General features: G+C 72.8%; 22 protein-coding genes. 17 read left to right on the top strand and 5 right to left on the bottom strand.

Annotation, left to right across the window (positions count from 1 at the left end; translation table 11 throughout):
* Nucleotides 1-8: 8 nt before the first annotated feature.
* Together ACQP1P_RS44900 and ACQP1P_RS44895 are read left to right on the top strand one after the other, a co-directional pair.
* Nucleotides 9-740: an LppX_LprAFG lipoprotein gene (locus ACQP1P_RS44900; protein ID WP_433081040.1), complete on the top strand. Its 732-nt coding sequence runs from the start codon at nt 9-11 to the stop codon at nt 738-740.
* 540 nt (nt 741-1,280) lie between these two features.
* Nucleotides 1,281-2,789, top strand: coding sequence for an MFS transporter (locus tag ACQP1P_RS44895; protein ID WP_433081038.1), 1,509 nt, complete (start codon nt 1,281-1,283; stop codon nt 2,787-2,789).
* Between the two features lie 136 nt (nt 2,790-2,925).
* Here ACQP1P_RS44895 and ACQP1P_RS44890 read toward each other — a convergent pair whose 3' ends face one another.
* Complete coding sequence (locus tag ACQP1P_RS44890) at nt 2,926-3,312, bottom strand: DUF6401 family natural product biosynthesis protein (protein WP_433081036.1); 387 nt, start codon at nt 3,310-3,312, stop codon at nt 2,926-2,928.
* A gap of 357 nt (nt 3,313-3,669) precedes the next feature.
* A complete protein-coding gene (locus tag ACQP1P_RS44885) occupies nt 3,670-3,870 on the bottom strand; it encodes a PspC domain-containing protein (protein ID WP_350619091.1) in 201 nt (66 codons plus the stop codon).
* A 228-nt stretch (nt 3,871-4,098) separates the two neighbouring features.
* Here ACQP1P_RS44885 and ACQP1P_RS44880 point away from each other — a divergent pair, with 228 nt between their 5' ends.
* The 3 genes from ACQP1P_RS44880 to ACQP1P_RS44870 are packed head-to-tail and all read left to right on the top strand — an operon-like array spanning nt 4,099 to nt 6,657.
* Nucleotides 4,099-4,839 (top strand): CAP domain-containing protein, encoded by a 741-nt coding sequence (locus tag ACQP1P_RS44880; protein WP_433081034.1) that lies wholly within the window; start codon nt 4,099-4,101, stop codon nt 4,837-4,839.
* A 58-nt stretch (nt 4,840-4,897) separates the two neighbouring features.
* A complete protein-coding gene (locus tag ACQP1P_RS44875; RefSeq protein WP_433081032.1) occupies nt 4,898-5,416 on the top strand; it encodes a hypothetical protein in 519 nt (172 codons plus the stop codon).
* Between the two features lie 35 nt (nt 5,417-5,451).
* Nucleotides 5,452-6,657, top strand: coding sequence for an esterase-like activity of phytase family protein (locus tag ACQP1P_RS44870; protein ID WP_433081030.1), 1,206 nt, complete (start codon nt 5,452-5,454; stop codon nt 6,655-6,657).
* Between the two features lie 36 nt (nt 6,658-6,693).
* Here the strand turns inward: ACQP1P_RS44870 and ACQP1P_RS44865 are convergent, their stop codons facing one another.
* The gene (locus ACQP1P_RS44865) at nt 6,694-7,014 is read right to left on the bottom strand and encodes a DUF6401 family natural product biosynthesis protein (protein WP_350619099.1); all 321 of its coding nucleotides are present in this window, start codon (nt 7,012-7,014) and stop codon (nt 6,694-6,696) included.
* 126 nt (nt 7,015-7,140) lie between these two features.
* On the opposite strand from ACQP1P_RS44865, the gene ACQP1P_RS44860 reads away from it, so the two are divergent.
* From ACQP1P_RS44860 to ACQP1P_RS44845, 4 genes are all read left to right on the top strand, one after another.
* Complete coding sequence (locus tag ACQP1P_RS44860) at nt 7,141-7,611, top strand: DUF6328 family protein (protein WP_433081027.1); 471 nt, start codon at nt 7,141-7,143, stop codon at nt 7,609-7,611.
* Nucleotides 7,612-7,691: 80 nt separating this feature from the next.
* Nucleotides 7,692-10,235: a glycoside hydrolase family 9 protein gene (locus ACQP1P_RS44855; RefSeq protein WP_433081025.1), complete on the top strand. Its 2,544-nt coding sequence runs from the start codon at nt 7,692-7,694 to the stop codon at nt 10,233-10,235.
* An 88-nt stretch (nt 10,236-10,323) separates the two neighbouring features.
* Nucleotides 10,324-11,175 carry a spermidine synthase gene (locus ACQP1P_RS44850; RefSeq protein WP_433081023.1) on the top strand — a complete coding sequence of 284 codons (852 nt, stop codon included), beginning with the start codon at nt 10,324-10,326 and terminating at the stop codon, nt 11,173-11,175.
* 68 nt (nt 11,176-11,243) lie between these two features.
* A complete protein-coding gene (locus ACQP1P_RS44845) occupies nt 11,244-12,329 on the top strand; it encodes a branched-chain amino acid aminotransferase (protein WP_433081021.1) in 1,086 nt (361 codons plus the stop codon).
* Between the two features lie 57 nt (nt 12,330-12,386).
* On the opposite strand, the gene ACQP1P_RS44840 is transcribed toward ACQP1P_RS44845, so the two are convergent.
* The gene (locus ACQP1P_RS44840) at nt 12,387-13,394 is read right to left on the bottom strand and encodes a coiled-coil domain-containing protein (protein ID WP_433081019.1); all 1,008 of its coding nucleotides are present in this window, start codon (nt 13,392-13,394) and stop codon (nt 12,387-12,389) included.
* Nucleotides 13,395-13,592: 198 nt separating this feature from the next.
* On the opposite strand from ACQP1P_RS44840, the gene ACQP1P_RS44835 reads away from it, so the two are divergent.
* From ACQP1P_RS44835 to ACQP1P_RS44800, 8 genes are all read left to right on the top strand, one after another.
* Nucleotides 13,593-13,820 (top strand): hypothetical protein, encoded by a 228-nt coding sequence (locus ACQP1P_RS44835; protein WP_433081017.1) that lies wholly within the window; start codon nt 13,593-13,595, stop codon nt 13,818-13,820.
* Nucleotides 13,817-15,238 carry a hypothetical protein gene (locus ACQP1P_RS44830; protein WP_433081015.1) on the top strand — a complete coding sequence of 474 codons (1,422 nt, stop codon included), beginning with the start codon at nt 13,817-13,819 and terminating at the stop codon, nt 15,236-15,238. The genes ACQP1P_RS44835 and ACQP1P_RS44830 overlap by 4 nt, the downstream gene beginning before the upstream one ends.
* Before the next feature lie 59 nt (nt 15,239-15,297).
* Entirely contained in the window at nt 15,298-15,663 is a 366-nt protein-coding gene (locus ACQP1P_RS44825; RefSeq protein WP_433081013.1) for a response regulator transcription factor, read from the top strand.
* Nucleotides 15,660-17,711: an ATP-binding protein gene (locus tag ACQP1P_RS44820; RefSeq protein ID WP_433081011.1), complete on the top strand. Its 2,052-nt coding sequence runs from the start codon at nt 15,660-15,662 to the stop codon at nt 17,709-17,711. The genes ACQP1P_RS44825 and ACQP1P_RS44820 overlap by 4 nt, the downstream gene beginning before the upstream one ends.
* Before the next feature lie 86 nt (nt 17,712-17,797).
* Nucleotides 17,798-18,778, top strand: coding sequence for a hypothetical protein (locus ACQP1P_RS44815; protein WP_433081009.1), 981 nt, complete (start codon nt 17,798-17,800; stop codon nt 18,776-18,778).
* A 149-nt stretch (nt 18,779-18,927) separates the two neighbouring features.
* Nucleotides 18,928-19,620, top strand: a complete 693-nt coding sequence (locus ACQP1P_RS44810) for a hypothetical protein (RefSeq protein WP_433081007.1) — start codon at nt 18,928-18,930, stop codon at nt 19,618-19,620.
* 67 nt (nt 19,621-19,687) lie between these two features.
* Nucleotides 19,688-21,076, top strand: a complete 1,389-nt coding sequence (locus ACQP1P_RS44805) for an MFS transporter (RefSeq protein ID WP_433081005.1) — start codon at nt 19,688-19,690, stop codon at nt 21,074-21,076.
* Nucleotides 21,069-21,500, top strand: a complete 432-nt coding sequence (locus ACQP1P_RS44800) for a MarR family winged helix-turn-helix transcriptional regulator (RefSeq protein WP_433081003.1) — start codon at nt 21,069-21,071, stop codon at nt 21,498-21,500. Before ACQP1P_RS44805 ends, ACQP1P_RS44800 begins: the two co-directional genes overlap by 8 nt.
* A gap of 147 nt (nt 21,501-21,647) precedes the next feature.
* On the opposite strand, the gene ACQP1P_RS44795 is transcribed toward ACQP1P_RS44800, so the two are convergent.
* Entirely contained in the window at nt 21,648-21,896 is a 249-nt protein-coding gene (locus tag ACQP1P_RS44795; RefSeq protein WP_433081001.1) for a hypothetical protein, read from the bottom strand.
* Nucleotides 21,897-21,908 lie beyond the last annotated feature (12 nt).

Here is a 21,908-nt window from a genome sequence, read left to right as displayed (position 1 = left end):
TGCCGGGTATGTCCCGCACCCAGTCCCGCCCCGGTCTGCTCGTTGCCGGCATCGCCGCGCTGACGGCCACGCTCGTCGCGCTCTCCGGCTGCTCCTCCGACGACAAGAAGAGCTCGGCCCCCTCGGCCGACCCGAACCTGCCGGCGGCCGACGGGCTGCTCAAGGACTCCTCGACCGCGATGGGCGCGATCAAGAGCGCCAAGTTCCTCATCGCCGCCGACGGCACGATCGCGGGCATCGCCCTCAAGCGCGCCGAGGGCGTGCTGACCAAGGAGGGCAACGCCCAGGGCACCGCGCAGATCGAGCAGATGGGCGCGGCGACCGACCTGAACTTCACGATCGTGGGCCAGACGATGTACCTCAAGGGCCCGACCGGCGACTACCAGCAGATCCCGCTCGCCCTGGCCGCGTCCGTCTACGACCCGTCGGCGATCCTCGACCCCGAGCGCGGCATCGCCAAGGTGCTGAGCACCGCGACCGACGGCAAGACCGAGGCGTCGGAGAACGTGGACGGCCAGGCGACGTACCGCGTGAGCGCCAAGTTCCCCGCCGACAACCTCTCCAAGATCGTGCCCGGCGTGACCGGCTCGGTGCCGGGCCGGGTGTGGATCGCCAAGGACAACAAGCGCCTGCTGAAGGCCGCCTTCGATCTCCCGGCCGTCGGTGACGCGAAGGGCGGCACGGTGACGGTGACCTTCACCGAGTTCGACGCCGCCGTGACGATCACGCCCCCGAAGTAGGCCGCGCCCGATGCCGTTCGCCGACCGCACTGCGCCGCGGCTCACCGTCGACTCGTGCGGCGGGGATATGCCGGGCGCTTCGCGCGCCGACATATCCGACTTTTCCGTATCGCCGGCAGGAGCCGGACTGCGCGCTGGTCAGGGGCGTGCGCCCTGGCCTGCCGGTGATGGACGGTCTCGCTTCCGTCTTGGACCGGCGGTGAGCGAGGCGTGACCGCGGCCGGCGAGGAGCGGGCGGTCGACGCGGCTGACGCGCTCGACAGCGGCGGCGGCCGAGCGAGCGCGGCCGGCGGTGGAGCGAGCGCGGCCGGTGAAGGAGCGAGCGCGGCCGGTGAAGGAGCGGGTGCGGCAGCCGGCGGCGGCGCGGATGGGACTGGCGGCGGAGTGAGCGCGGACGGCGGCGACGTGGGCGCGGCTCCAGGCGGCCGCGGAGCGAGCGCGGCTCCGGGCGGCGGTGCAGTGGGCGCGGCTCCGGGCGGCGGTGCAGTGGGTGCGGCTCCGGGCGGCGGTGCAGCGGGCGCGGCCGGTGGCGGAGTTGGTGTGGCGGCCGGTGGCGGGGCTCGGGTTCGGCGGGGGCTGGCGATCGGGGTCGGCGGGGCGACCGTGCTGCTCGCGGCGCTGGACGCGTACGTGGTCGTGGGGGTGCTGACCAACATCCTCGACGCGCTGCACATCGCGACCAACCGGCTCGAACGCGTGACGCCCGTCGTGACCGGGTTCCTGCTCGGGTACATCGCCGGGATGCCCCTGCTCGGGTCGCTCTCGGACCGGCTCGGGCGGCGGGCGGTGATCGTCGGGTGCCTGGCCGGGTTCGCGGCCGGGTCGGTGCTCACCGCGGCCTCCGGGGACTCCATCTGGCTGCTCACCGCCGGGCGCACCGTGCAGGGGCTGGCCGGCGGCGCCCTGCTGCCGGTCACCCTCGCGCTGGCCGGAGATCTCTGGGCCGAGCGGCGCCGGGCCGGCGTGCTCGGGGCGGTCGGGGCGGCGCAGGAGCTCGGGAGTGTGCTCGGCCCGCTGTACGGGGTCGGGGTCGCCGCCCTCTTCGGGTCGTGGCGAGGGATCTTCTGGCTCAACCTCCCGCTCGCGGCGGTCGCGATCGCGCTCGTGTGGGTGGCGCTGCCGGGGCGGGCTCAGGGGGTACCGAAGCGGAAAACCGATGTTGTGGGTGGGCTGCTGCTGGCCCTGACGCTCGGTGCCGCGGTGGTGGGCCTCTACAACCCGGATCCCGAGCGCGCGGTGCTGCCGCCCTGGGGCGCGTGGGCGCTGGGCGGCGCCGGGGTCGGGGCGGCGCTGTTCGTGGCGTGGGAGGCGCGGGCCCGCACGCGGCTGGTCGACCTGCGCGGGGCGCTGCGGCGGCCGTTCTTCGCGGCGCTGGGGGCCAGCTTCTGCGCGGGGGCGGCGCTGATGGTGACGCTGGTCGACGTGGAGCTGGTCGCGCAGACGCTGCTCGGGCGGGGCGGGGTGCAGGGGACGCTGGTGCTGACCCGGTTCCTGATCGCCCTGCCGGTCGGCGCCGTACTGGGCGGATGGCTGGTGTCGCGCCTGGGCGAGCGGGTCGTCGCCGTGGCGGGGCTGGTGGTCGCCGCGGCCGGGTACGTGCTCGTGGCCGGCTGGCCGGCGAACATCCTCGAGGTGCGCTACCTCGGGCTGCTGCCCCGCCTCGACACCGACCTCGTGATCGCCGGCTTCGGGCTCGGGCTCGTGATCGGCCCGCTGTCGGCCGCGGTGCTGCGCGCGACGCCCTCGGCGCAGCACGGGGTGGCGTCGTCGGCGGTGGTCGTGGCGCGGATGATGGGCATGCTGATCGGCGTCGCGGGGCTCACCGCCTGGGGGCTGCACCGCTTCCACGAGCTCACGGCGCACCTGAACTTTCCGCTGGTGTTCGGCAAGTCGCCGGATGAGCAGCGTCGGCTCCTGGATGCCTACAAGGAGGCGTTGCAGGGGGCGCTCCGGACGGAGTACCGCGAAATCTTCCTGGCCACGGCGGTCATCTGCGTCGTGGGTGCGCTGTGCGCGCTGCTGTTGCCGGGGCGCTCGCGAACGGCGTAGGCGCTTGTCCGGCCGATCATGCCGGCCCTGCGCCGGGCCCGGATTCCGTTTGCGCGCACCCGCCTCCGCGGGGCCCACGCAGCGCCTTGGCCGGCCTGGGCCTCGTCCCGGCTCGACATGATCGGCGGGACGGGGCCTAGACGAAGCCGCCCGCTCGGGCGAGCGCGCAGATCGCGATCAGGCGCAGGGCGGGCCACTCCAGGGCCGACCAGTCGAGCTCGCTCGTCGGCGGCAGCTGCCACTGGGCCTCGATGAGGGCGTCGCGCACGCCGGTGGCGTAGCCCGCGAGCGGGACCGCGCCGGGGCCGTGCTCGGGGTCGCCGAGGGCGTCGCGCACGGCGGCGGCGTGCTGGTCGATCGTCGCCTGCAGACCCGCGGACTCGCGCGCCGCGGCCAGGCCCGCCTCGCCGAGCCAGATCATGAGGCCGTTGAGCGTCGAGCGGGCGACGCTGCGGCGGGTGGTCTCGGCGAAGTCCCCGGAGGCGGCCGGGCCGGCTGCGGTGTAGCTCGTGTCGTTGGACATGCCACCGACTTCGACCGCCCCGGACCCGCCTGAACCGCCGGACCCGCCCCGCACCCCGCGCGACCCGGCCCGCTCCCGAACGCCGCGGAACCGGTCGAGAACCGGCGAAGGCCCGGACCGCGACACGCCGGGTGCCGCGCGGGATGAAGAGCCACAAACCGCTCCGGTCGCCGGGAACACACGGTGACGAACGCGAAGATCGGTCATATTCTGACTTACACCCCGTCGGGCGATAAATACGATCAGTCGCGGCACGCAGCGCCCGACTGATCGGTCGCAAGCGGAGCGGGAACGGGACGGGGTCCGGGCCGCACACCGGACCCCGTCCGCCAGGGAGAGCCGTGGAGAGGAGCGGGCTCAGTTGTAGCTGCGGGCCTTGGACTCGTCCGGCATCAGGACCCACAGCACCAGGTAGATCACGAACTGCGGGCCGGGCAGCAGGCACGAGATGACGAAGATCAGCCGCATGATGTTGGGCGAGATGCCGAAGCGGCGGGCAAGGCCCGAGCAGACGCCGGCGATCCAACGGTTGTCACGGGGCCTGACGAGACTGGACATAACCTCGCTCCTTCGTCGATGTGTACCTCAACCGTAGAAATGCCCGGCCGCGTCGCCCTCCAACCTTTGACCGAAATCGCGCGCCCCTCCCACTAGGGAATGCTCCGCACGGGTAGCCGGTCGGTTGCCGCGCGTTGCCTGCCGGTTGACCAGCTCAGGCCGGGTGTGACGGGCCCGATACCCAGTGCGTCAGACCTCACCTGTTCCCGAATGGAAGGCCTACGTACAGTGACCCGGTTCGCCCGCCGCGCCACCACCATCGCCGCCGCCCTCATCGCGGCGCCGCTCGGCTTCGCGCTCGTCACGACCGCCGGACCACAGGCCCTCGCGGCCGGCGCGCCCGTCTCGGCCGGTGTCGCGCACGTCGTCGAGGCCGTGGGTGCGCAGGCCGCGGACGACGCGGCCGCCAAGACCTCCTACACGTCGAAGAAGAAAAAGAAGAAGAAGTCGGCCGCGAAGAAGACGCCCGCCAAGACGCCCGCCAAGACGCCCACCAAGACGCCCGCCAAGACGCCGACGACCACGCCGACGAAGCCGGCCACGCCGGTGACGACCGCGCCGGCCGCGCCGACCACGGGGCAGTACGCCGCGATGGAGAACGAGGTCGTGACGCTCACGAACAACTACCGCCAGGCCAACGGCTGCGGGGCGCTGCGCATCGACGGGCGCCTGGTCACGGCCGCGCGGGCGCACAGCACCGACATGGTGACGAAGAACTACTTCGATCACACCGGCTCCGACGGCAGCAACTTCGTGCAGCGTGAGGCCGCCGCCGGCTACACCACGGGGGCCTCGGCCGAGAACATCGCGTGGGGCTACCGCACGGCCCAGGACGTGGTCACGGGCTGGATCAACAGCCCCGGTCACCGGGCCAACATCCTCAACTGCCAGAGCGTCGCGGTCGGCGTCGGCCTGGCCTACAAGGCCGACGGCACCCCGTACTGGACGCAGGACTTCGGCCGAGTCTGAGAAACGGCCGAACCCGCGAGCCTGGAAACCCGGGTCGCCGAGCGGGTAGAAAGCACGAGTGACCCTCACTGTTCGCAGAGTGCTGCTGCTGGCGGGCACCATGCTGGTGCTCGCCGGCTGCGGCGAGGACAAGGCGACCGCGCCGCCCGAGGCGAAGTCCAACGCGGGCGCCTACGACCACGTCGACGTGTGCTCGCTCGCCAGTGATGAGCAGTACAAGGCCGCGCTCGGCGAGAGCCTCGCCGGCAAGGAGCGCCGCGACACCGACAGCCTCAAGGCATGCGCCGTCGACGGCTCGTCCGGCGCGTTCTACATCTTCCTGAGCGTGATGCGCCCGTCGATGGCCGCGGCCGAGCAGGTCGCCTTCGACAAGGCCGCGGCCAAGGACGCCAAGGGCGTGGACGCGACGACGTTCTCGTTCTTCGATGACAGCCAGGCGTACGTCGAGACCTACGACGGCGACCTGGTGCTGCGCGCGTCGTTCGTCTACTACGTCGACAGCGGCAAGATCACCGATGGTCCGGGCACCGTCAACCGCCTACATACGCTGCTCGGGCAGATGACACAGAAAGTCTAGGAGCGGTTCACCGCACCTGCTTAGCGTCCGAGCGCATGAAGAATCTTCGACGTGTCGGCCTCGGCGTGGGCGTCGGTGCGCTGGCGCTCACCCTGACGGCCCCGAGCGCGTCCGCGAACGCGGGCCACGACGGCCGCGGCGGGTTCGGCCGGGCCACCCTCACCGGCTGGGCGATGCTGCCGGCGGCGACGTTCGTCTCCGCGAGCGACCCGTCCGGCGCGCTGCTGGGCGGCACCCCGTCCAACGGCATCACCCCGCCCTTCGACGACCAGCCGGTGCAGGGCTTCAGCGGCATCCTCAGCAACGGCGACGGCACGTTCGACGTCATCTCCGACAACGGCTACGGCAACAAGGCCAACAGCGGCGACTTCGTGCTGCGCATCCACCGCGTCGCGCCGGACTACGGCAAGAAGACCGTGGACGTGGTCGGCGGCATCAACCTCACCGACCCGAACAACTTCGTGCCCTTCCCGCTGACCCGCAAGGACCGGGTGCTCACCGGCTCCGACTTCGACATCGAGTCGATCCAGCGGGTCAAGGACGGCTCGTACTGGATCGGCGACGAGTTCGGCCCGTACCTGCTGCACTTCGACCGGGCCGGGTGCCTGCTGCAGGCCCCGATCTCGCTGCCGGGCGTGCGCGCGCCGGAGAACCCCGAGGGCAACCCGAACCTGGGCAGCAGCAAGGGCTTCGAGGGCATGGCGCTGTCGCCGGACGGGCGCACGCTCTACCCGCTGCTGGAGGGCACCGTCGCCGGTGACCCGGCCGGCAGCCTGCGGTTCAACGAGTTCGACGTGGCCCGGCAGCAGTACACCGGCAAGGTCTTCACCTACCAGCTCGAGGACCCGGGCAACTCGATCGGCGACGCGATCGCCGTCGACGACGACCGGTTCCTGATCATCGAGCGCGACCAGGGCCAGGGTGCCACGGCCAAGCTCAAGCGGATCTACCTGGCCGACAAGCGCGACCGCAACCGCGACGGCAAGATGGACAAGACGCTGGTCGCGGACCTCATGAACATCGCCGACCCGCGCCACCTGTTCGGCCCGGCCGACGTGTTCACCTTCCCGTTCCAGACCATCGAGGACGTCGTGATCCTCGACGACCGCACCCTGGGCGTGGTGAACGACAACAACTTCCCGTTCTCCAGCGGCCGCACCCCGGGTCAGCCGGACAACGACGAGTTCATCACCATCCGCCTGACCGGCGACCTGCACGCCGACAAGCGCGTGCTGAAGTAGCGCGACCCCGCGGTGTGCGGCCTCGGCCCGCGAGACTCACGGAACGAGGCTGCACACCGCGAGCAGGCGCAGCATCGCCCACGACGGGCGCGACCAGTCCTCGAGCGGGTCGCCGGCATCCCGGGCCGCGTCGCGGATCGCCGCCGAGTAGCCGGCCAGCGCGACCGGGTCGAGCAGCGCCCCGCCGAGCGAGTCGCGGATCGCGGCCGCGTGCTGGTCGACCCGTGCCAGCAGGTCGGGGCGCTCGGTGACCGCCGCCCGGCCGGGGCGGCCGATGGTGGCGGCGAGCTCGGCGAGGCCGGCGCGCGCGATCCATGCGCGGCGGCCGGCGGTCAGCTCATCGAAGGGGGCACTCACGTCGCGACGATAAGCCGAGCGTGCGCGCTTGCACAGCCCCGACATGGCCGCCCGCGCGCGGCACGGGCGCAGGACGAGCCGAACCGCCAGGTTCGTCCGGTTGTTCCGGTGGGTAAATGGACCCGCATGGCCGATCGCGAGGAGCCGGGGAACCGGCGCGGAGAGACGCGTGACGAGCGGTTTGATCGGAATTGGACGGAACTGCTCCAGGAGCTGCGAGTCGCCCAGACCGGCGTGCAGATCCTCTTCGCGTTCCTGCTGACGCTGCCGTTCAGCCAGCGGTTCGCCATGGTGACCCCGGGACAGAAGGTCACCTATATCGTCACGATCCTGTGCACCGGCCTCGCCACGCTGTTCCTCATCGCGCCGGTGAGCCACCATCGCATTCTCTTCCGGCGGGGCCGCAAGGGAGAACTGGTGGCGACGAGCAGCAATCTCGCCGGCGTCGGATTGTGGTTTCTGTGGCTGTCGATCGTCGGCGCGATTTTCCTGATCTTTCAGGTGGTCGTCGGAATGTCCTGGGCGGTCGGCGTGAGCGCCGCGTTCGCTGCAGCTTTCATCGGGATCTGGTACATCCTGCCCACCGTCAAGCGTTGAAGCGCTTCACGTCTTGACAGCCCCGCCGTGCTGCGACACCTTGGGAACGCTCCCACATCTTTTCCGCCAAAGGGGTGTCCGTGCAGCGCAAATTACCCATCGCCATTGCGGCGGCCTTGCTGGTCGTCCCGCTGAGTGCGTCCGTGGCCCACGCCGATCCAGCGGAACAGGTCGTCAACGGAACCTTCGACAACGGCACCGACCCGTGGTGGTGGACCGGCAACTCGCCGGCCTCGGTCATTGACGGGCGACTGTGCGCGAACATTCCCGCGGGCACCACCAACCCGTGGGACGCCATCATCGGGCAGAACGCGATCACGCTGCAGGCCGGCGAGTCGTACCGGCTCGCCTTCTCGGCCAGCGCCTCCGTCCCCGTGACCGTGCGCGCGAACGTGCAGCTCGCGGACCCGCCGTACACGCAGGAGATCTCCGAGGCCCCGCAGCTCACGCCGCAGCCGCAGGACTTCGGCTACACCTTCACCGCGGCCGCCGACACCACCGGCGGGCAGGTCGCGTTCCAGGTCGGCGGCAGCGCCTCGGCCTACCAGTTCTGCGTCGACAACGTCTCGCTGCAGGGAGGGGCACCGCCGCCCGTGTACGTGCCGGACACCGGCCCGCGGGTGCGGGTCAACCAGGTCGGGTATCTCGCCGACGGCCCGAAGCAGGCCACCGTCGTGACCGAGGCCACCGCGGCCCTGCCCTGGCAGTTGCGCAACGCCGCCGGCACCGTCGTCGCCAGCGGCAACACGACCCCGCGCGGCCTGGACGCCACGAGCGGGCAGAACGTGCAGACGGCCGACTTCTCGCAGTACAAGGTCCAGGGGAAGGGATACACGCTCACCGCCGACGGCGAGACCAGCGTGCCCTTCGACATCGGCGCGAACGCCTCCTACGCGCGGCTGCGCGCCGACGCCCTGTCCTGGTTCTACGTGCAGCGCAGCGGCATCGAGATCTCCGACGCGATCGCGCCCGGGTACGGCCGCAAGGCCGGGCACCTCGGGGTCGCGCCGAACCAGGGCGACACCGACGTTCCGTGTCAGGCCGGCGTGTGCGACTACCGGCTGGACGTGCGCGGCGGCTGGTACGACGCCGGCGACCACGGCAAGTACGTGGTCAACGGGGGCATCGCGGCGTACCAGCTGATGAGCACCTTCGAGCGCTCGAAGGTCGCGCCCGGCGCCAAGCCGCAGGACCTCGCCGACGGCTCGCTGCGCCTGCCGGAGCACGGCAACCAGGTGCCCGACGTGCTCGACGAGGCCCGCTGGGAGCTCGAGTTCCTGCTCCGCATGCAGGTTCCCGCGGGTCAGCCGCTGGCCGGCATGGTGCACCACAAGGTGCACGACCAGAACTGGACCGGCCTGCCGCTCGACCCGGCCGCCGACCCGCAGCCGCGCGAGCTGCACCCGCCGTCGACCGCGGCGACGCTGAACCTCGCGGCCACGGCGGCGCAGGGCGCCCGGCTCTTCGCCCCCTACGACAAGGCGTTCGCGGCCCGGCTGCTCGCGGCGTCCAAGGCGGCGTACGCGGCGGCGGTGGCCCACCCGGCCGTCTACGCGCCGGGCAGCGACAGCAACGGCGGCGGCGCGTACGACGACAGCGACGTGAGCGACGAGTTCTACTGGGCGGCCGCCGAGCTCTACATCAGCACGGGCGAGAAGGTGTACCGCGACGCGGTCACGAGCTCGAAGTGGCACACCGCGGACATCTTCAAGCCCGAGGGCTTCAGCTGGGGCTTCACCGCGGCACTGGGCCGGCTCGACCTGGCGACCGTCCCCAACGGGCTGCCGGACCGCGACCGGGTGCGCCAGTCCGTGGTGGACGGCGCGAAGGGGTACCTCGCGGCCGTGCGCGCCAACCCGTACGGCATCGCGTACGCGCCGAGCTCCGGCAAGTACGAGTGGGGCTCCAACAGCGCCGTGCTCAACAACCTCGTCGTCATCGCCACCGCCTACGACCTGACCGGGTCGGCGGACTTCCGTGACGGGGTCGCGACCGGCATGGACTACCTGCTCGGGCGCAACGCGCTCAACCAGTCCTACGTCACCGGCTACGGCGAGCGCGCGTCGCAGAACCAGCACACGCGCATCTACGCGCACCAGCTCAACGCGGCCCTGCCGCACCCGCCGGCGGGCTCCCTCGCGGGCGGCCCGAACTCCAACCTGCAGGACCCGCTCGCGCAGAAGCTCCTGCCGGGCTGCGCGCCGCAGTTCTGCTACGTCGACGACATCAACTCGTACTCCACCAACGAGATCGCGATCAACTGGAACTCGACGCTGTCGTGGGTGGCCTCGTTCATGGCGGACCAGGGCGAGGGCGGTGCGCCGGCGGCGTCGGGGTGCTCGGTGCGGTACAGCACCGTGCTGAACCTCGGCGGCGTCTACATCGCGCAGGCCACGATCAGCAACACCGGCAAGCAGACGCTGAACGGCGTGCGGGTGCGCTTCGCCTACACCGGCACGCAGAAGGTCGAGCTGGCCGTGAACGGCACGGCGAAGCAGACCGCCGCGGATGTCGAGCTGACGCCGCGGGACTCGCGGCTGAAGCCGGGCGAGCAGACCACGGTCCTGCTCGTCGGGACCGTGCCGTGGGGGCCGAACGCGGCCCCGGCGACCTTCCGCTGCTGACGCACGCCGGCGACGGCCCCCGGCCCGCCTCCCGAAAGGGCGGCGGGCCGCGGGCCAGGGCAAGCGGGGGTCAGGGCAAGATTGCCGGGTGGGCGGGCGTAAGCGCGAGACGGGGATCGTCGAGCAGGTCGACGGCGGCGTGGCGGAGCTGTGTCCCGACGACGGCCGGCCGGGGCGGTGGACGCTGCTGCTGGACGGCTATCCGCAGTCCGCCCTCGACCTCGACGACCCGCGGCGGCTCGACTTCGAGTACATGCGTCGCATCGCCTCGATCATCGACGCGATGGCCCCGCCCGGCGCGCCGCTGTCGGTGCTGCACCTGGGCGGCGGGGCGCTGACCCTGCCGCGGTACGTGGCGGCGACCCGGCCCCGCTCGGCCCAGCGCGTGGTCGAGCGCGACGCGGCGCTCATCGACTTCGTCCGCCGTGAGCTGCCGCTGCCCCGCGGCGCCGACATCCGGGTCCGCGCGGCCGACGCGCGGGAGGCGGTCGAGTCGCTCGCGCCGGGCCGCTTCGACCTCGTCATCGCCGACGTCTACGGCGGTGCCCGGGTGCCCGCGCACCTGGCGTCGCTGGAGTTCCTGACCGCGGCCGCGCGGCTGCTGCGCCCGGACGGGGTGTACGCGGCCAACCTGGCCGACGGCTCCGGGCTCGCGTTCGCCCGCGGCCAGGCGGCCACGCTGCGGCGGGTGTACGGCGAGGTCGTCCTGCTCGCCGAGCCGGCGGTGCTGCGCGGGCGCCGCTTCGGCAACGTGATCCTGGCGGCCGCGGCCTCGGCCGGGCGCATCCCGGTGGCGCCGCTGGCCCGGGCCGGCGCGGCGGACCCGTTCCCGGCCCGGCTCGTGACCGGCGACGACCTGACCGACCTGATCGCGGGCGCCCGCGTGGTGACCGACGCGACCGCGACCCCATCGCCCGCGCCGCCGGCCAATCTGTTCTGAGTGGTTGTTACCGACCAGTCCCCGGGATCGAGCTTAGGGATCGTTCAGGAACCGCATACAGTTCCGGAATGCTCGAATTCGACATCGTCCCGGCCGAGCGTCGCCCGGCGGCCGAACGCGCGGCCCTGCTCGCCGATCCCGGGTTCGGTCGCGTCTTCACCGACCACATGGTCACGATCCGCTTCGGCGGGGGTGAGGGCTGGCGGGACGCGCGCCTGATCCCGTTCGGGCCGCTCTCGCTCAGCCCGGCCACCGCGGCGCTGCACTACGGCCAGGAGCTGTTCGAGGGGCTGAAGGCGTACGTGCTGCCGGACGGCGCCATCGGGCTGTTCCGCCCCGACGCCAACGCGCGCCGGCTGAACGCGACCGCCGACCGGCTGGCGATGCCGCAGCTGCCGGAGGAGCTGTTCCTCAAGGCGGTGCGGACCCTGGTGGATGCGGACCGGGACTGGGTGCCGGCGGGCGAGGGGCAGAGCCTCTACCTGCGCCCGTTCATGATCGCCATGGACCCGTTCCTGGGGGTCCGGCCGTCGTCGGAGTACCTCTTCGCGGTGATCGCCTCCCCGTCGGGCGCGTACTTCTCCGGCGGCGCCAAGCCCGTCACCGTCTGGATCTCGCAGGACTACTCGCGGGCCGCGCCGGGCGGGACGGGCCACGTGAAGGCCGCCGCCAACTACGCCGTGAGCCTGCGCGCCCAGGCCCAGGCCCAGGACGCGGGCTGCGACCAGACGGTGTTCCTCGACGCGGTCGAGCACCGCTGGATCGAGGAGTCGGGCAGCATGAACCTCTTCTTCGTCTACGGCTCGGCCGAGGCCCCGGTGCTGGTGACCCCGCCGCTGAACGGCTCGATCCTGCCCGGCGTGACCCGCGATTCGGTCCTCACGCTCGCCCGGCACCGCGGCTGGGGCGTCGAGGAGCGGCCGTACTCGGTCGACGAGTGGCGCACGGACGCCTCGAACGGCACGCTGCTGGAGACGTTCGCCTGCGGCACCGGGGTGGTCATCACCTCGATCGGCCGGGCCCGCTCGCACGACGGCGAGTTCGCGATCGGCGGCGGCGCGGAGGGCCCGGTCACGGCCCGGATCCGCGACTGTCTCGTCGGGATCCAGCGCGGCCGCGCCGAGGACCCGTTCGGCTGGTCGGTCCGCGTCTGACGCGCACGCTCCCGGCCGGCCGCGCGGGCCGCGGCGCCCGCGGCCGGCCGGGACCGTTCAGAGCACGGACAGGTGCACGTGGTTCGTGTGGTCGCTGGACGGGTCGCCGTTGCCCCCGCTGTAGGCGTGCCAGCCGGCCGCCGGCGTCCACACCTGGCGGAACCAGATCACGTAGAGCACGCCGAGCGCCGAGGCGTTCTTGACGAAGTAGGCCGCCAGGTTCGTGCCGTAGGTCTTGTCGGCCCCGCTGGCCACGCCGCCGAAGCCGTCCGAGGCCGCGGCGAAGTCGCAGGCCCGGCCCTTCGGGTGCTCGTAGGGCCCGGACGGGCGGAAGCACGAGTAGAAGTGCGTGAAGCCCGCCTTGCGCGCCTCCTGGGCCGCGTGCAGCATGCGCGGGGTGACGCAGCCCGTCGTCGTCGGGTCGTCGATGATGCAGTTCTCGGCCGGCCAGGAGCCGTCGGCGTTGCGCGGTGCCGGGGTGGCCAGCGGCGAGTTCACGCTGACGTAGCCGTCCGCCCTGCCCCGCATCTTGGCCAGGGCCGCCTCGGCATCGGCCTTCTTCTTGGCCTGGATCGCGGTCTGCGCCTGCTGCTTGGCCACCTCGTCGTCGGCCGCCTTCTTGGCGTCCGCGAGGTCCTTCTCCAGCTTGGTCAGCCGCGCGATCTGGCGGTCGTTGTACTGCGCGATGGTGTTCACCAGCAGCACGCGGTCCATGAACCCCTGGGCCGAGTCCGTGTTCACCAGCGCGGCGGTGAGCCGGACGTTGCCGCCGGTGCGGTAGGCCGCGGCCGCGATGACGTTCACGCTCGCACGGACCGGCTCCAGCTCCTTCTGCATCGCGTCCATCCGCGCGTTCAGCTCGGCCTGGCGCTTCTTGGACGCGTCCAGCACGGCCTGGGCCTGCACCCACTCCGTGTTGGCCGCGTCGAGCTTCTCGCCGAGGGTGAGGTCGTTGCCCTCGTTCGGCGCGCCCGTCGGATCGCCCGGCGCGGCGCCCGCGGGCACGGCCCAGGCGCCGATCAGCACGAGCGCCGTGAGCATCAGCATGAGTACCCGGCGCCGCATGCGGGTGAGCGTACCGAACCGCAAACGCCCCGGACAGGCTCAAGAACGCGCCCGGATGACCACCGAAAGTCACGCTGAACCTTCGCGGAGCGACGACCGTAAGGACCTTTCGGGTTCGAACAGTTGTGCGGCGTGTCGGATTCGGTCATCGACGGCTGCTTTGCTAGCGTGCCCGCTAGCAAACGGCTAGCGGGAGTGATGTTGGAAGCGACAGAGAAGGCGGTGGCGATGCCGCCGCAGCGGCCGCGGTTCGAGCGGGTGCAGCTCAACACCCGGGTGCGGGTCGAGATCGAGCAGACCCTGCAGCGGTTCGTCGTCGACCACAACACCACCGTGCAGAGCTCGGTGGACCTCGCGCTGGCCGAATTCCTCGAGGCAAGGGGCTATCGGCTGCCCCAGCCCGACAACGACGGGAGAAGCCGGTGAGCACGCCGGGCATCAACCAGCTCGACGCCGATCTGCAGAAGACCGTCAAGCGCACGTCGTACATGCGGCAGCTGTTCTACGTCGTGGTGCTGCTCGTCGCCCTGGCCGGGCAGGTGTCCGGCGCGGTCGAGGCGCTCGGCATTCCGCTGATCTGGGCCATCCCCGCGGTCGGCGCGCTGGAGCTCGGCGGCATCGTCGTGCTCGCCAACGCCGACGTGCGCCGCCGGCTCGGCGAGAAGGCGACCGCCTCGCGGATCCTGTCGGTCGTCATCGCCGCGTTCGCGGTCGCGTTCAACTGGCTGGCGCACGACAACAAGCTGCTCGCCGGGTTCTTCGCGGGCATGTCCGCGCTGGGCTACCTGGTGTGGCTGATGCACACCGAGAACCAGCGCCGCGACCGGCTGCGGGCCAAGGGCGACCTGCCCCCGACCACGCCCGCCTACGAGGTCGTCGGGCACTGGGTCCGCCACCCGTGGCTGACGCTGCGGGCCAAGAACCTCGCCAAGGCCGACACCCGGCTCGGGCTCTACTCCTCGATCGCGGCGGCGAAGGCGGAGAAGCGCAAGGAGCAGCGCACCGCGGCGATCGCCAAGGTGCTGCACCGCAAGATCCGCGCCGCGGTCGACCCGACGACCGCCGACATCGCCGTGGCCGTCTACGACCTCGACGAGATCGCGGTCCGCCTCGCCGACGGCGCCGACTACGACGGCCTGACCGCGCTCATCGCCGCCGACCTGGCCCCCGCCCGGCTCGCCGCGATGACCGGAAGCGCGCTGCCGCCGGCGCCCGAGCCGGTCCCCGCGCCGGAGCCGGCCCCCGGGCCGGAGCCGCTGCCGGTCATCGACACCCAGGAGCAGCAGGCTTTGCCGACGGCGCCGCAGCCGATCCCGGTGCCCCGGGCGGCCCGCGAGGAGGACGAGCGCCGCGCGGCCCGGGAGGCCGTGGCCAGGGCGGCGGAGGCGGCCGCCGAGCCGGAGCCCGCGCCCGGGCCGGTGGTCGCGACCGCGCCGGTGGTCTCGGCCTCGCCGCTGGGCGGGCTGCGCGCCGACCTGGAGGGCATCCTCCCGGCCGCGCCCGCGCCGCGGCGCACCCGCAGCCGGACCGTCCCGGTGACGCACGATGCCGGCGAGGTGCTCGAGATCGCCGAGGAGCCGACCCTCACCCCGCCGACGGTGGTGCGGGAGGGGTCGCTGCGCAATCAGGTGCACCAGTTGCTGCACGACAACGTGCCGCCCAACGACCGCCGCGACGTGGTGGCCCTGACGACCATGGTCGGCGACCTGCTCGACCTCGACGACGTGGAGCGGCTGACCGCCTCCAACTACGTGCGCACCTGGAAGGCCGAGGCCGACGCGGGCCGGCGCGCCGCCGTGAACGGCCGGCACCTGCAGGGGATCGTGCCCGGCTCGCCCCGGTAGGCGGTTAAGGCCCGTCTCTGCGCTGCCGATCTGGCTGGTGGAGAGGCGGGAGGTGCCGAATGGCCCGGTTGCTCGTGGTGGACGACGAGCCGGACGTCCGCGACCTGATCGTCAAGCGGCTGACCGCCGACGGCCACGACGTCCTCGCCGCCGAGAACGGCGCGGCCGCGCTCGCGGCCGTGGCCGAGCACGGGCTGCCCGAGGCCGCGATCCTCGACGTCGACCTGCCCGGCATGGACGGCATCGAGCTGCTGCACCGGCTGCGGGCCGCCCGGGCCGACCTGCCGGCGATGTTTCTCACGGTGCTGTGGGACGGCGCCGTGGCCGCCCGGGCGCGGGAGACGGGCGCGGAGTACGTCCGCAAGCCCTTCACCGCCGGCGCGCTGCGCGCCGGGCTGGAGCGCACCCTGCGAGGCGCCGGATGACCACCTCGCTGCTGCGGACCGCGGCGTGGGCGCTGGTGTACCTCCTGGCGTCCGTCGTCGGCCGCAAGACCATCATGGACGGCTCCAGCCTGAGCCTGGTCTGGCCGGCCGCGGGCGTGTCGGTGCTGTGGTTCGCCGCCCAGCGCAAGGCCCGCGCGCGCTGGGCCGACCCCGTGGCGCTGGCCGTCATCACGCTCGTCGTGAACCTGGCCACGGGCGCCGCCCTGCTGCTCGCGCTCTGGTTCGTGGTCGCGAACCTGGCCCAGGTGGCGGTCTTCACGCGGGTCCTGCACCGCCTGAGCCCGCACCTCTGGGGCGCCGGCGGCGACGAGCAGCTCTCCCGCTCGGCCGACCTGTGGCGCCTGCTGCTCGCCACGTGCGCCGGGGCCGGCGCGGGCGCGCTCGTCGGGCCGACCGCCATCTGGCTCACCACCGACCGCTTCCTGTGGACCGACGGCGTCGTGTGGTTCCTGCGCAACGGGGTGAGCATCCTGCTCATCGTCGCCGTCGGGCTGCGCCTGGGCCACCAGCGTGCGCGGGGCTGGCGCTGGACGCGGCCGGGCGCGGCGCGGCTGGCCGAGTACACGGCGCTCGTCGTGTGCTCGCTGACCGCCTACGGCGTCGCGTTCGGCGTGGCGCACCTGCCCCTGGCGTTCCCGCTGCTCGCCGTCACCGTATGGGCCGCGCTGCGCCTGCACACCACGTTCGTCGTGCTGCACGACCTCGGGCTGGGCATCATCGCGGTGCTGTTCACGCTGCACGGGAACGGCCCCTTCGCCCTCATCCCCTCGCACGCGACCCGGGCGCTGATCGCGCAGGCGTTCGTCGGCATGATCGCGGTCGTCGGGCTGTCCATCGCGCTCGGCCGGGACGAGCGGGCCGAGCTCCTGGGGCGGCTGACGGCCGCGGGCCGCGAGACGGAGGCGCAGGCGCGGCTGCTGACCACGATCGTCAACTCGATGAACGAGGGCGTCTCCGTCGTACGCCCCGATCACTCCTGGATCATGCGCAACCCGGCCGCCGTGGCGCTCATGGGCGGCGTGACCAGCGGCGACGGCACCGTGGCCCGGCCCGGCCACTACGGCCTCTTCCACCCCGACGGCACCCCGCTGCCGCCCGGGGAGATGGCACACATCCAGGCGTTGAGCGGCCACGACGTGCGTAACCAGGAGGTGCTCATCCGCAACGCCGGGGTGCCCGAGGGCCGCATCCTGCGGGTGAGCGCGACCCGCCTGCCGCCCGACGAGACCGACGAGGGCGGCGCGGTCGTCGTCTTCCACGACGTGACCGCCGAGCGCCGGCACCGCGACGAGCTCTCCGCCTTCGCCGGCGTGGTCGCGCACGACCTGCTCAACCCGCTCACGACCATCGACGGCTGGGCCGAGAACCTGGGCGAGACGCTGCACACCATGCCCGCGGACGACCCCGCGGTCCGCGACGCCGGCGACAGCCTCGTGCGCATCACGCGCGCCTCGGCCCGGATGCGCCACCTCATCAACGACCTGCTGGCGTACACCACCGCCCGCAACGCCGCCATCGCGCCCGTCGACGTCGGGCTGCGCGAGCTGGTGACCGAGGTGACGGACGCGCGCACGGACCTGGCCGCGGCCGCGGGCACCCCGCCGCCGGAGTTCACCCTCGGCCCCTTCGACGACGTGCGAGCCGATCCCGTGCTGCTGCGGCAGCTGCTGGACAACCTCGTGGGCAACGCGGTGAAGTACACGGCCCCGGGCACGACTCCCCGGATCGCCATCGCGTCGGGGCTCGACGGTGACGGGCTGGTGCGGGTCGAGCTGGCGGACAACGGCATCGGCATCCCGCCCGGCCAGCACGACGCCATCTTCACCAACTTCCACCGGGCGCACCGCTCGAGCGGGTACGCGGGCACCGGCCTCGGCCTCGCGATCTGCAAGCGCATCGTGGAGCGGCACGGCGGGACGATCCGCGCCGAGGACAACCCGGGCGGCGGGTCGCGGTTCACCTTCACGCTGCCGCCCGCGTCCGCGCGCGCCCCCGCGACCAAGGCCGTGACCGGCGTCTCCCAGTAAAAGCGAACGTTCGTTCTTGACGGGCGGGCACGGGCGGTACACCCTGAAAAAAGAGCGAACGAACGTTCTTTTCAGGGGAGATGGTCATGCGAAAGGTCGCGGGCGTCGTACTGCTGCTCACCGCGCTGCTCAGCCTCATCATGGTCGCGTTCGCCTGGCCCGCGACCCGGGCCGGCGTGCACGACATCCCGCTCGCCGTCGCCGGGCCCGCGCCCGCGGCCGCCCAGGTCGTGCAGCAGCTCGAGGCGAAGCGGCCCGGCGCGTTCGACCTGCGCACGGTGCCCGACACCGCTGCGGCCGAGCGGCTGATCAGGGACCGCGAGGTCTACGGCGCCATCGACCTCACCAGCGGCAAGCCCGAGGTCATCGTGGCCTCGGCGGCCGGTCCGGCGGTCGCGCAGGCCCTGCAGCAGGTCGCCCAGGCCCTCGCCCCGGCCCCGGACGGGACGGTCGTGCGGGATCTCGTGCCGTTGCCGGCCGACGACCCGCGCGGGGCCGGGCTCGCGGCCGGGGCGCTGCCGCTGGTGCTCGGCGGGATCGCCGCCGCGGGGCTGCTCACCACCCTGGTCGTGGGCCTCGGACGGCGGATCGCGGGCGCGCTCGCCTTCGCCGTGACGGGCGGGCTGGCGCTGGTGGCGATCCTGCAGTACTGGCTGGGCTCCCTGAACGGCGACTACTGGCTCAACAGCGGCGTCGTCGCGCTGTCCATCGCCGCCACGGCGCTGACCATTCTCGGCCTGGAGTCGCTGCTCGGCACCGCCGGCCTCGCGATCGGGGCGGCGACCATGATGCTGCTGGGCAACCCCCTCTCGGGCCTGTCCAGCGCGCCGGAGATGCTGCCGGCGGGGTGGGGTGCGCTCGGGCAGTACCTGCCGCCGGGCGCGGCCGGGTCGCTGCTGCGCAGTACCGCCTTCTTCGACGGGGCCGGCGCCGGGCCGCACGTGCTCGTGCTCGTCGCGTGGGCGGCCGCGGGCCTGCTCCTGGCCGGGCTCGCCGCGCTGCGCCGTCGCCCCGCCCCGGTCGCCGACGCGGACGCGGATGCGAAGGCGGCGATGGTCACGGCCTGATTCACAGGGGCTGACTCGCAGGGCTGACTCGCAGGGCCTGACTCACAGGTGGCTGCCAAGGTCCGGACGGTTCCGTGCCAGGGATCCTCGCGATGGTTGCTTCGTGAGCGGCTCCCAGCAGCGGGCCGCCGGACCCAGGGAGCCCCACCATGAGCAGCCAGATCACCGACCAGCAGTCCGCCGCCCCGGTCTGGGCCACCCCGGCTCAGCCCCAGGAGCCGGCCGGGCTCGCGCCGGCGGCGGCCCCGGCGGCCGCGGCGAAGTCCTCGAAGGTGAAGACGATCGTCGTGGGCGTGGTCGCGGCCCTCGTCATCGGCGGCGGCGGGTTCGCCGTCGTCAGGGCCGCGAGCGGGGACTCCTCGCCCTCGTCGGCGCAGGCCGGGCCCGGGGGCATGGGCGGCAACGGGCAGGGCGGGCCGGGCGGCGGCTTCGGGGGCATGGGCGGCGGCGGGGCGAACGGCATCTCCGGCGCGCTCCACGGGGACTTCACGGCCTCCGACGGCAATGGCGGGTACGTCACCAAGCGCCTCCAGACCGGCACGGTCACCGCGATCAGCTCCACCTCGATCACGGCCAAGAGCGCCGACGGGCACACGACGACGTTCGTCATCGGCTCCTCCACGACCGTCGACAACGGCAACGACCAGGTCGCCGACATCAAGAGCGGCGACACCGTCACCGTCGTCGGCACCGTGGACGGCAGTGGGTCCAACGCCACGGCCACGACGATCGTCGACTCGACGCTGAACCAGGCCGGCGGCGGCATGCAGCCGGGCGGCGGCAGCCAGCAGAACGGCGGCGTGCCGGGCGGCAACCCGCCGCAGGGCAGCGGCACCAACTAGCGGCCGGACAGTGATCTGAGCCGCAGATGGTTGGCGCCGGCCCGTTGGTTGTACGAACATAATAGTTATGGCCGTACAAACACGTGGCCGGCGCCTGCTCATCCTCGGCATCTGCTGCATGAGCCTGCTGATCGTCGGCCTCGACAACACGATCGTGAACATCGCGGTGCCGGCGATCGGGCGCGACCTGGACGCGCCGCTCTCCGGCCTGCAGTGGGCGATCGACGCGTACACCCTCGTGCTGGCCAGCCTCCTGATCATGGGTGGCTCGACCGCGGACCGGCTCGGCCGGCGCCGCATCTTCCAGACCGGGCTGGTGGTCTTCGCGCTCGGCTCGCTGCTGTGCGGGCTGGCCCCGACGCTGGGCTGGCTGATCGCGTTCCGCGTGGTCCAGGCGATCGGCGGCTCGATGCTCAACCCGGTCGCCATGTCGATCATCACCAACGTCTTCACCGACCGCCGCGAGCGCGCCCAGGCCATCGGCGTGTGGGCGGGCGTCGTCGGCATCAGCATGGCGCTCGGCCCGGTCGTCGGCGGCCTGCTGGTGCAGACCGTCGGCTGGCGCACGATCTTCTGGATCAACGTGCCGATCGGCATCGCCGCGGTCGTGCTCACGGCGCTCTTCGTGCCCGAGTCGCGGGCGCCGCGGCCGCGCCGGGTCGACATTCCGGGCCAGATCATCGTGCTCGTCCTGCTGGCCAGCGCGACCTTCGCCATCATCGAGCACGAGCCGATCGCCGGGGCCGTGGCCGTGGTCGCGCTGGTGGCCCTGCTGCTGGTCGAGCCGCGCCGCCCCGAGCCGCTGGTCGACATCACGCTCTTCCGCAGCCCGCCGTTCGCCGGCGCCACCGCGATCGCCGTCGCCGCGTTCGGCGCGCTGGCCGGGTTCCTGCTGCTCAACACGCTCTACCTGCAGGAGGTGCGCGGCCTCTCCCCGCTGCACGCGGGCCTGCTCACGCTGCCGATCGCCGCGATCACGGTGGTGCTCGGCCCGGTCTCCGGCCGCCTGGTCGGCGCCCGCGGGCCGCGCGCGTCGCTGCTCGTCGGCGGGGCCGGCATCCTGGTCAGCGGGGTGCTGCTCACGGGGCTCACCCCGCACACGCCGCTGCTGTGGGTCGTGGCCGCCTACGTCGCGTTCGGCATCGGCTTCGCCATGGTCAACCCCCCGATCACCGTCACGGCCGTCTCGGGTCTGCCGGTGGCTCAGGCCGGGGTGGCCGCGGCGTTCGCCTCGACCAGCCGCCAGTTCGGCTCGGTGCTGGGCATCGCGGTCCTCGGCGCCGTGGTCACCGCGGGGCTGCACGGCCGCGCCATGCCCGTCGGGTTCAGCCCCGCGAGCCATGTGGGCTGGTGGATCGTCGCCGGGTGCGGCGCCGCGATCCTGGTCATCGGTACGCTCACCACCGGTACGTGGGCGAAAAGCCGAACCCCTGATGCGGAGCTCGTCGATGCCTGATTCGCATGTGCCCGATGCGCGGGAACGCGCCGGTGAGGTCTGGCGCGCCATGCTCGCGCTGGTGCACGAGCGCCACGACCGGCGCAAGGAGGTCTGCGAGGCGCTGGACCTGAGCTTCGTGCGGATCAAGGCCCTGCGGCGTCTCGCGGGCGAGCCGATGACCATGCGGGAGCTCGCCGGGCGGCTGCAGACCGATGCGCCGTACACCACGCTGGTCGTCGACGACCTGGAGAAGCGGGGTCTCGTGCGACGGGAGCCGCACCCGTCGGACCGGCGGGCCAAGCTCGTGACGACGACCGACCTGGGTCGTCGGGAGGCGGCTCGGGCCGAGGCGATCCTGACCCAGCCGCCGCCGCAGATGCTGGCGCTGCCGCCGGAGGAGCTGAACGAGCTGGCGCGACTCATTGCGAAGCTCGAGTCCTGACGCGGAGCTCGATTCCTGACGCGACGCTCGGCTGCTGACGCGGAACTCGAGTCCTGACGGGCAGCGCCGATATGCCGGACGCGGTGCGCCGCGACATATCGGGTGCATCTCCGGTCAGGGCATGGAGCCCTGGAGGAAGCCGGTGCTTCAGCAGGCCCCGGCGGGGGTGAGGGCTTCCTCGCAGAGCTCGCGCGCCCACTGGATGCGGTTCAGGGCCACGTCCGGGCGGTCGCCGAAGACCTCGGCGGCCTGTGCGTAGCACTCGTCCCGGCCGAGGCGGCTGAGGGTCGAGGACACCGTGGCGCGGACCGTCTCGGCGTCGGGGTGGGAGTAGCAGGGTGTGTCGGACACGAACAGTGCCATGCACAGTGCCGGGTCGACCGGACGAATCGTCATGGTGGATCACCT

Source organism: Dactylosporangium sp. CA-052675 (assembly GCF_050947935.1).
GTDB lineage: Bacteria > Actinomycetota > Actinomycetes > Mycobacteriales > Micromonosporaceae > Dactylosporangium.
This window is presented reverse-complemented; position numbering and strand designations above follow the sequence as displayed.

Excerpts from the sequence above, each read along its gene's own strand:
- ACQP1P_RS44840 (WP_433081019.1), bottom strand. The coding sequence starts at position 13,394 with ATGCGGCGCCGGGTACTCATGCTGATGCTCACGGCGCTCGTGCTGATC.
- ACQP1P_RS44835 (WP_433081017.1), top strand. The coding sequence starts at position 13,593 with ATGTTGGAAGCGACAGAGAAGGCGGTGGCGATGCCGCCGCAGCGGCCG.
- ACQP1P_RS44805 (WP_433081005.1), top strand. The coding sequence starts at position 19,688 with ATGGCCGTACAAACACGTGGCCGGCGCCTGCTCATCCTCGGCATCTGC.
- ACQP1P_RS44815 (WP_433081009.1), top strand. The coding sequence starts at position 17,798 with ATGCGAAAGGTCGCGGGCGTCGTACTGCTGCTCACCGCGCTGCTCAGC.
- ACQP1P_RS44795 (WP_433081001.1), bottom strand. The coding sequence starts at position 21,896 with ATGACGATTCGTCCGGTCGACCCGGCACTGTGCATGGCACTGTTCGTG.
- ACQP1P_RS44810 (WP_433081007.1), top strand. The coding sequence starts at position 18,928 with ATGAGCAGCCAGATCACCGACCAGCAGTCCGCCGCCCCGGTCTGGGCC.
- ACQP1P_RS44890 (WP_433081036.1), bottom strand. The coding sequence starts at position 3,312 with ATGTCCAACGACACGAGCTACACCGCAGCCGGCCCGGCCGCCTCCGGG.
- ACQP1P_RS44900 (WP_433081040.1), top strand. The coding sequence starts at position 9 with ATGTCCCGCACCCAGTCCCGCCCCGGTCTGCTCGTTGCCGGCATCGCC.
- ACQP1P_RS44800 (WP_433081003.1), top strand. The coding sequence starts at position 21,069 with ATGCCTGATTCGCATGTGCCCGATGCGCGGGAACGCGCCGGTGAGGTC.
- ACQP1P_RS44825 (WP_433081013.1), top strand. The coding sequence starts at position 15,298 with ATGGCCCGGTTGCTCGTGGTGGACGACGAGCCGGACGTCCGCGACCTG.
- ACQP1P_RS44820 (WP_433081011.1), top strand. The coding sequence starts at position 15,660 with ATGACCACCTCGCTGCTGCGGACCGCGGCGTGGGCGCTGGTGTACCTC.
- ACQP1P_RS44845 (WP_433081021.1), top strand. The coding sequence starts at position 11,244 with ATGCTCGAATTCGACATCGTCCCGGCCGAGCGTCGCCCGGCGGCCGAA.
- ACQP1P_RS44870 (WP_433081030.1), top strand. The coding sequence starts at position 5,452 with ATGAAGAATCTTCGACGTGTCGGCCTCGGCGTGGGCGTCGGTGCGCTG.
- ACQP1P_RS44885 (WP_350619091.1), bottom strand. The coding sequence starts at position 3,870 with ATGTCCAGTCTCGTCAGGCCCCGTGACAACCGTTGGATCGCCGGCGTC.
- ACQP1P_RS44860 (WP_433081027.1), top strand. The coding sequence starts at position 7,141 with ATGGCCGATCGCGAGGAGCCGGGGAACCGGCGCGGAGAGACGCGTGAC.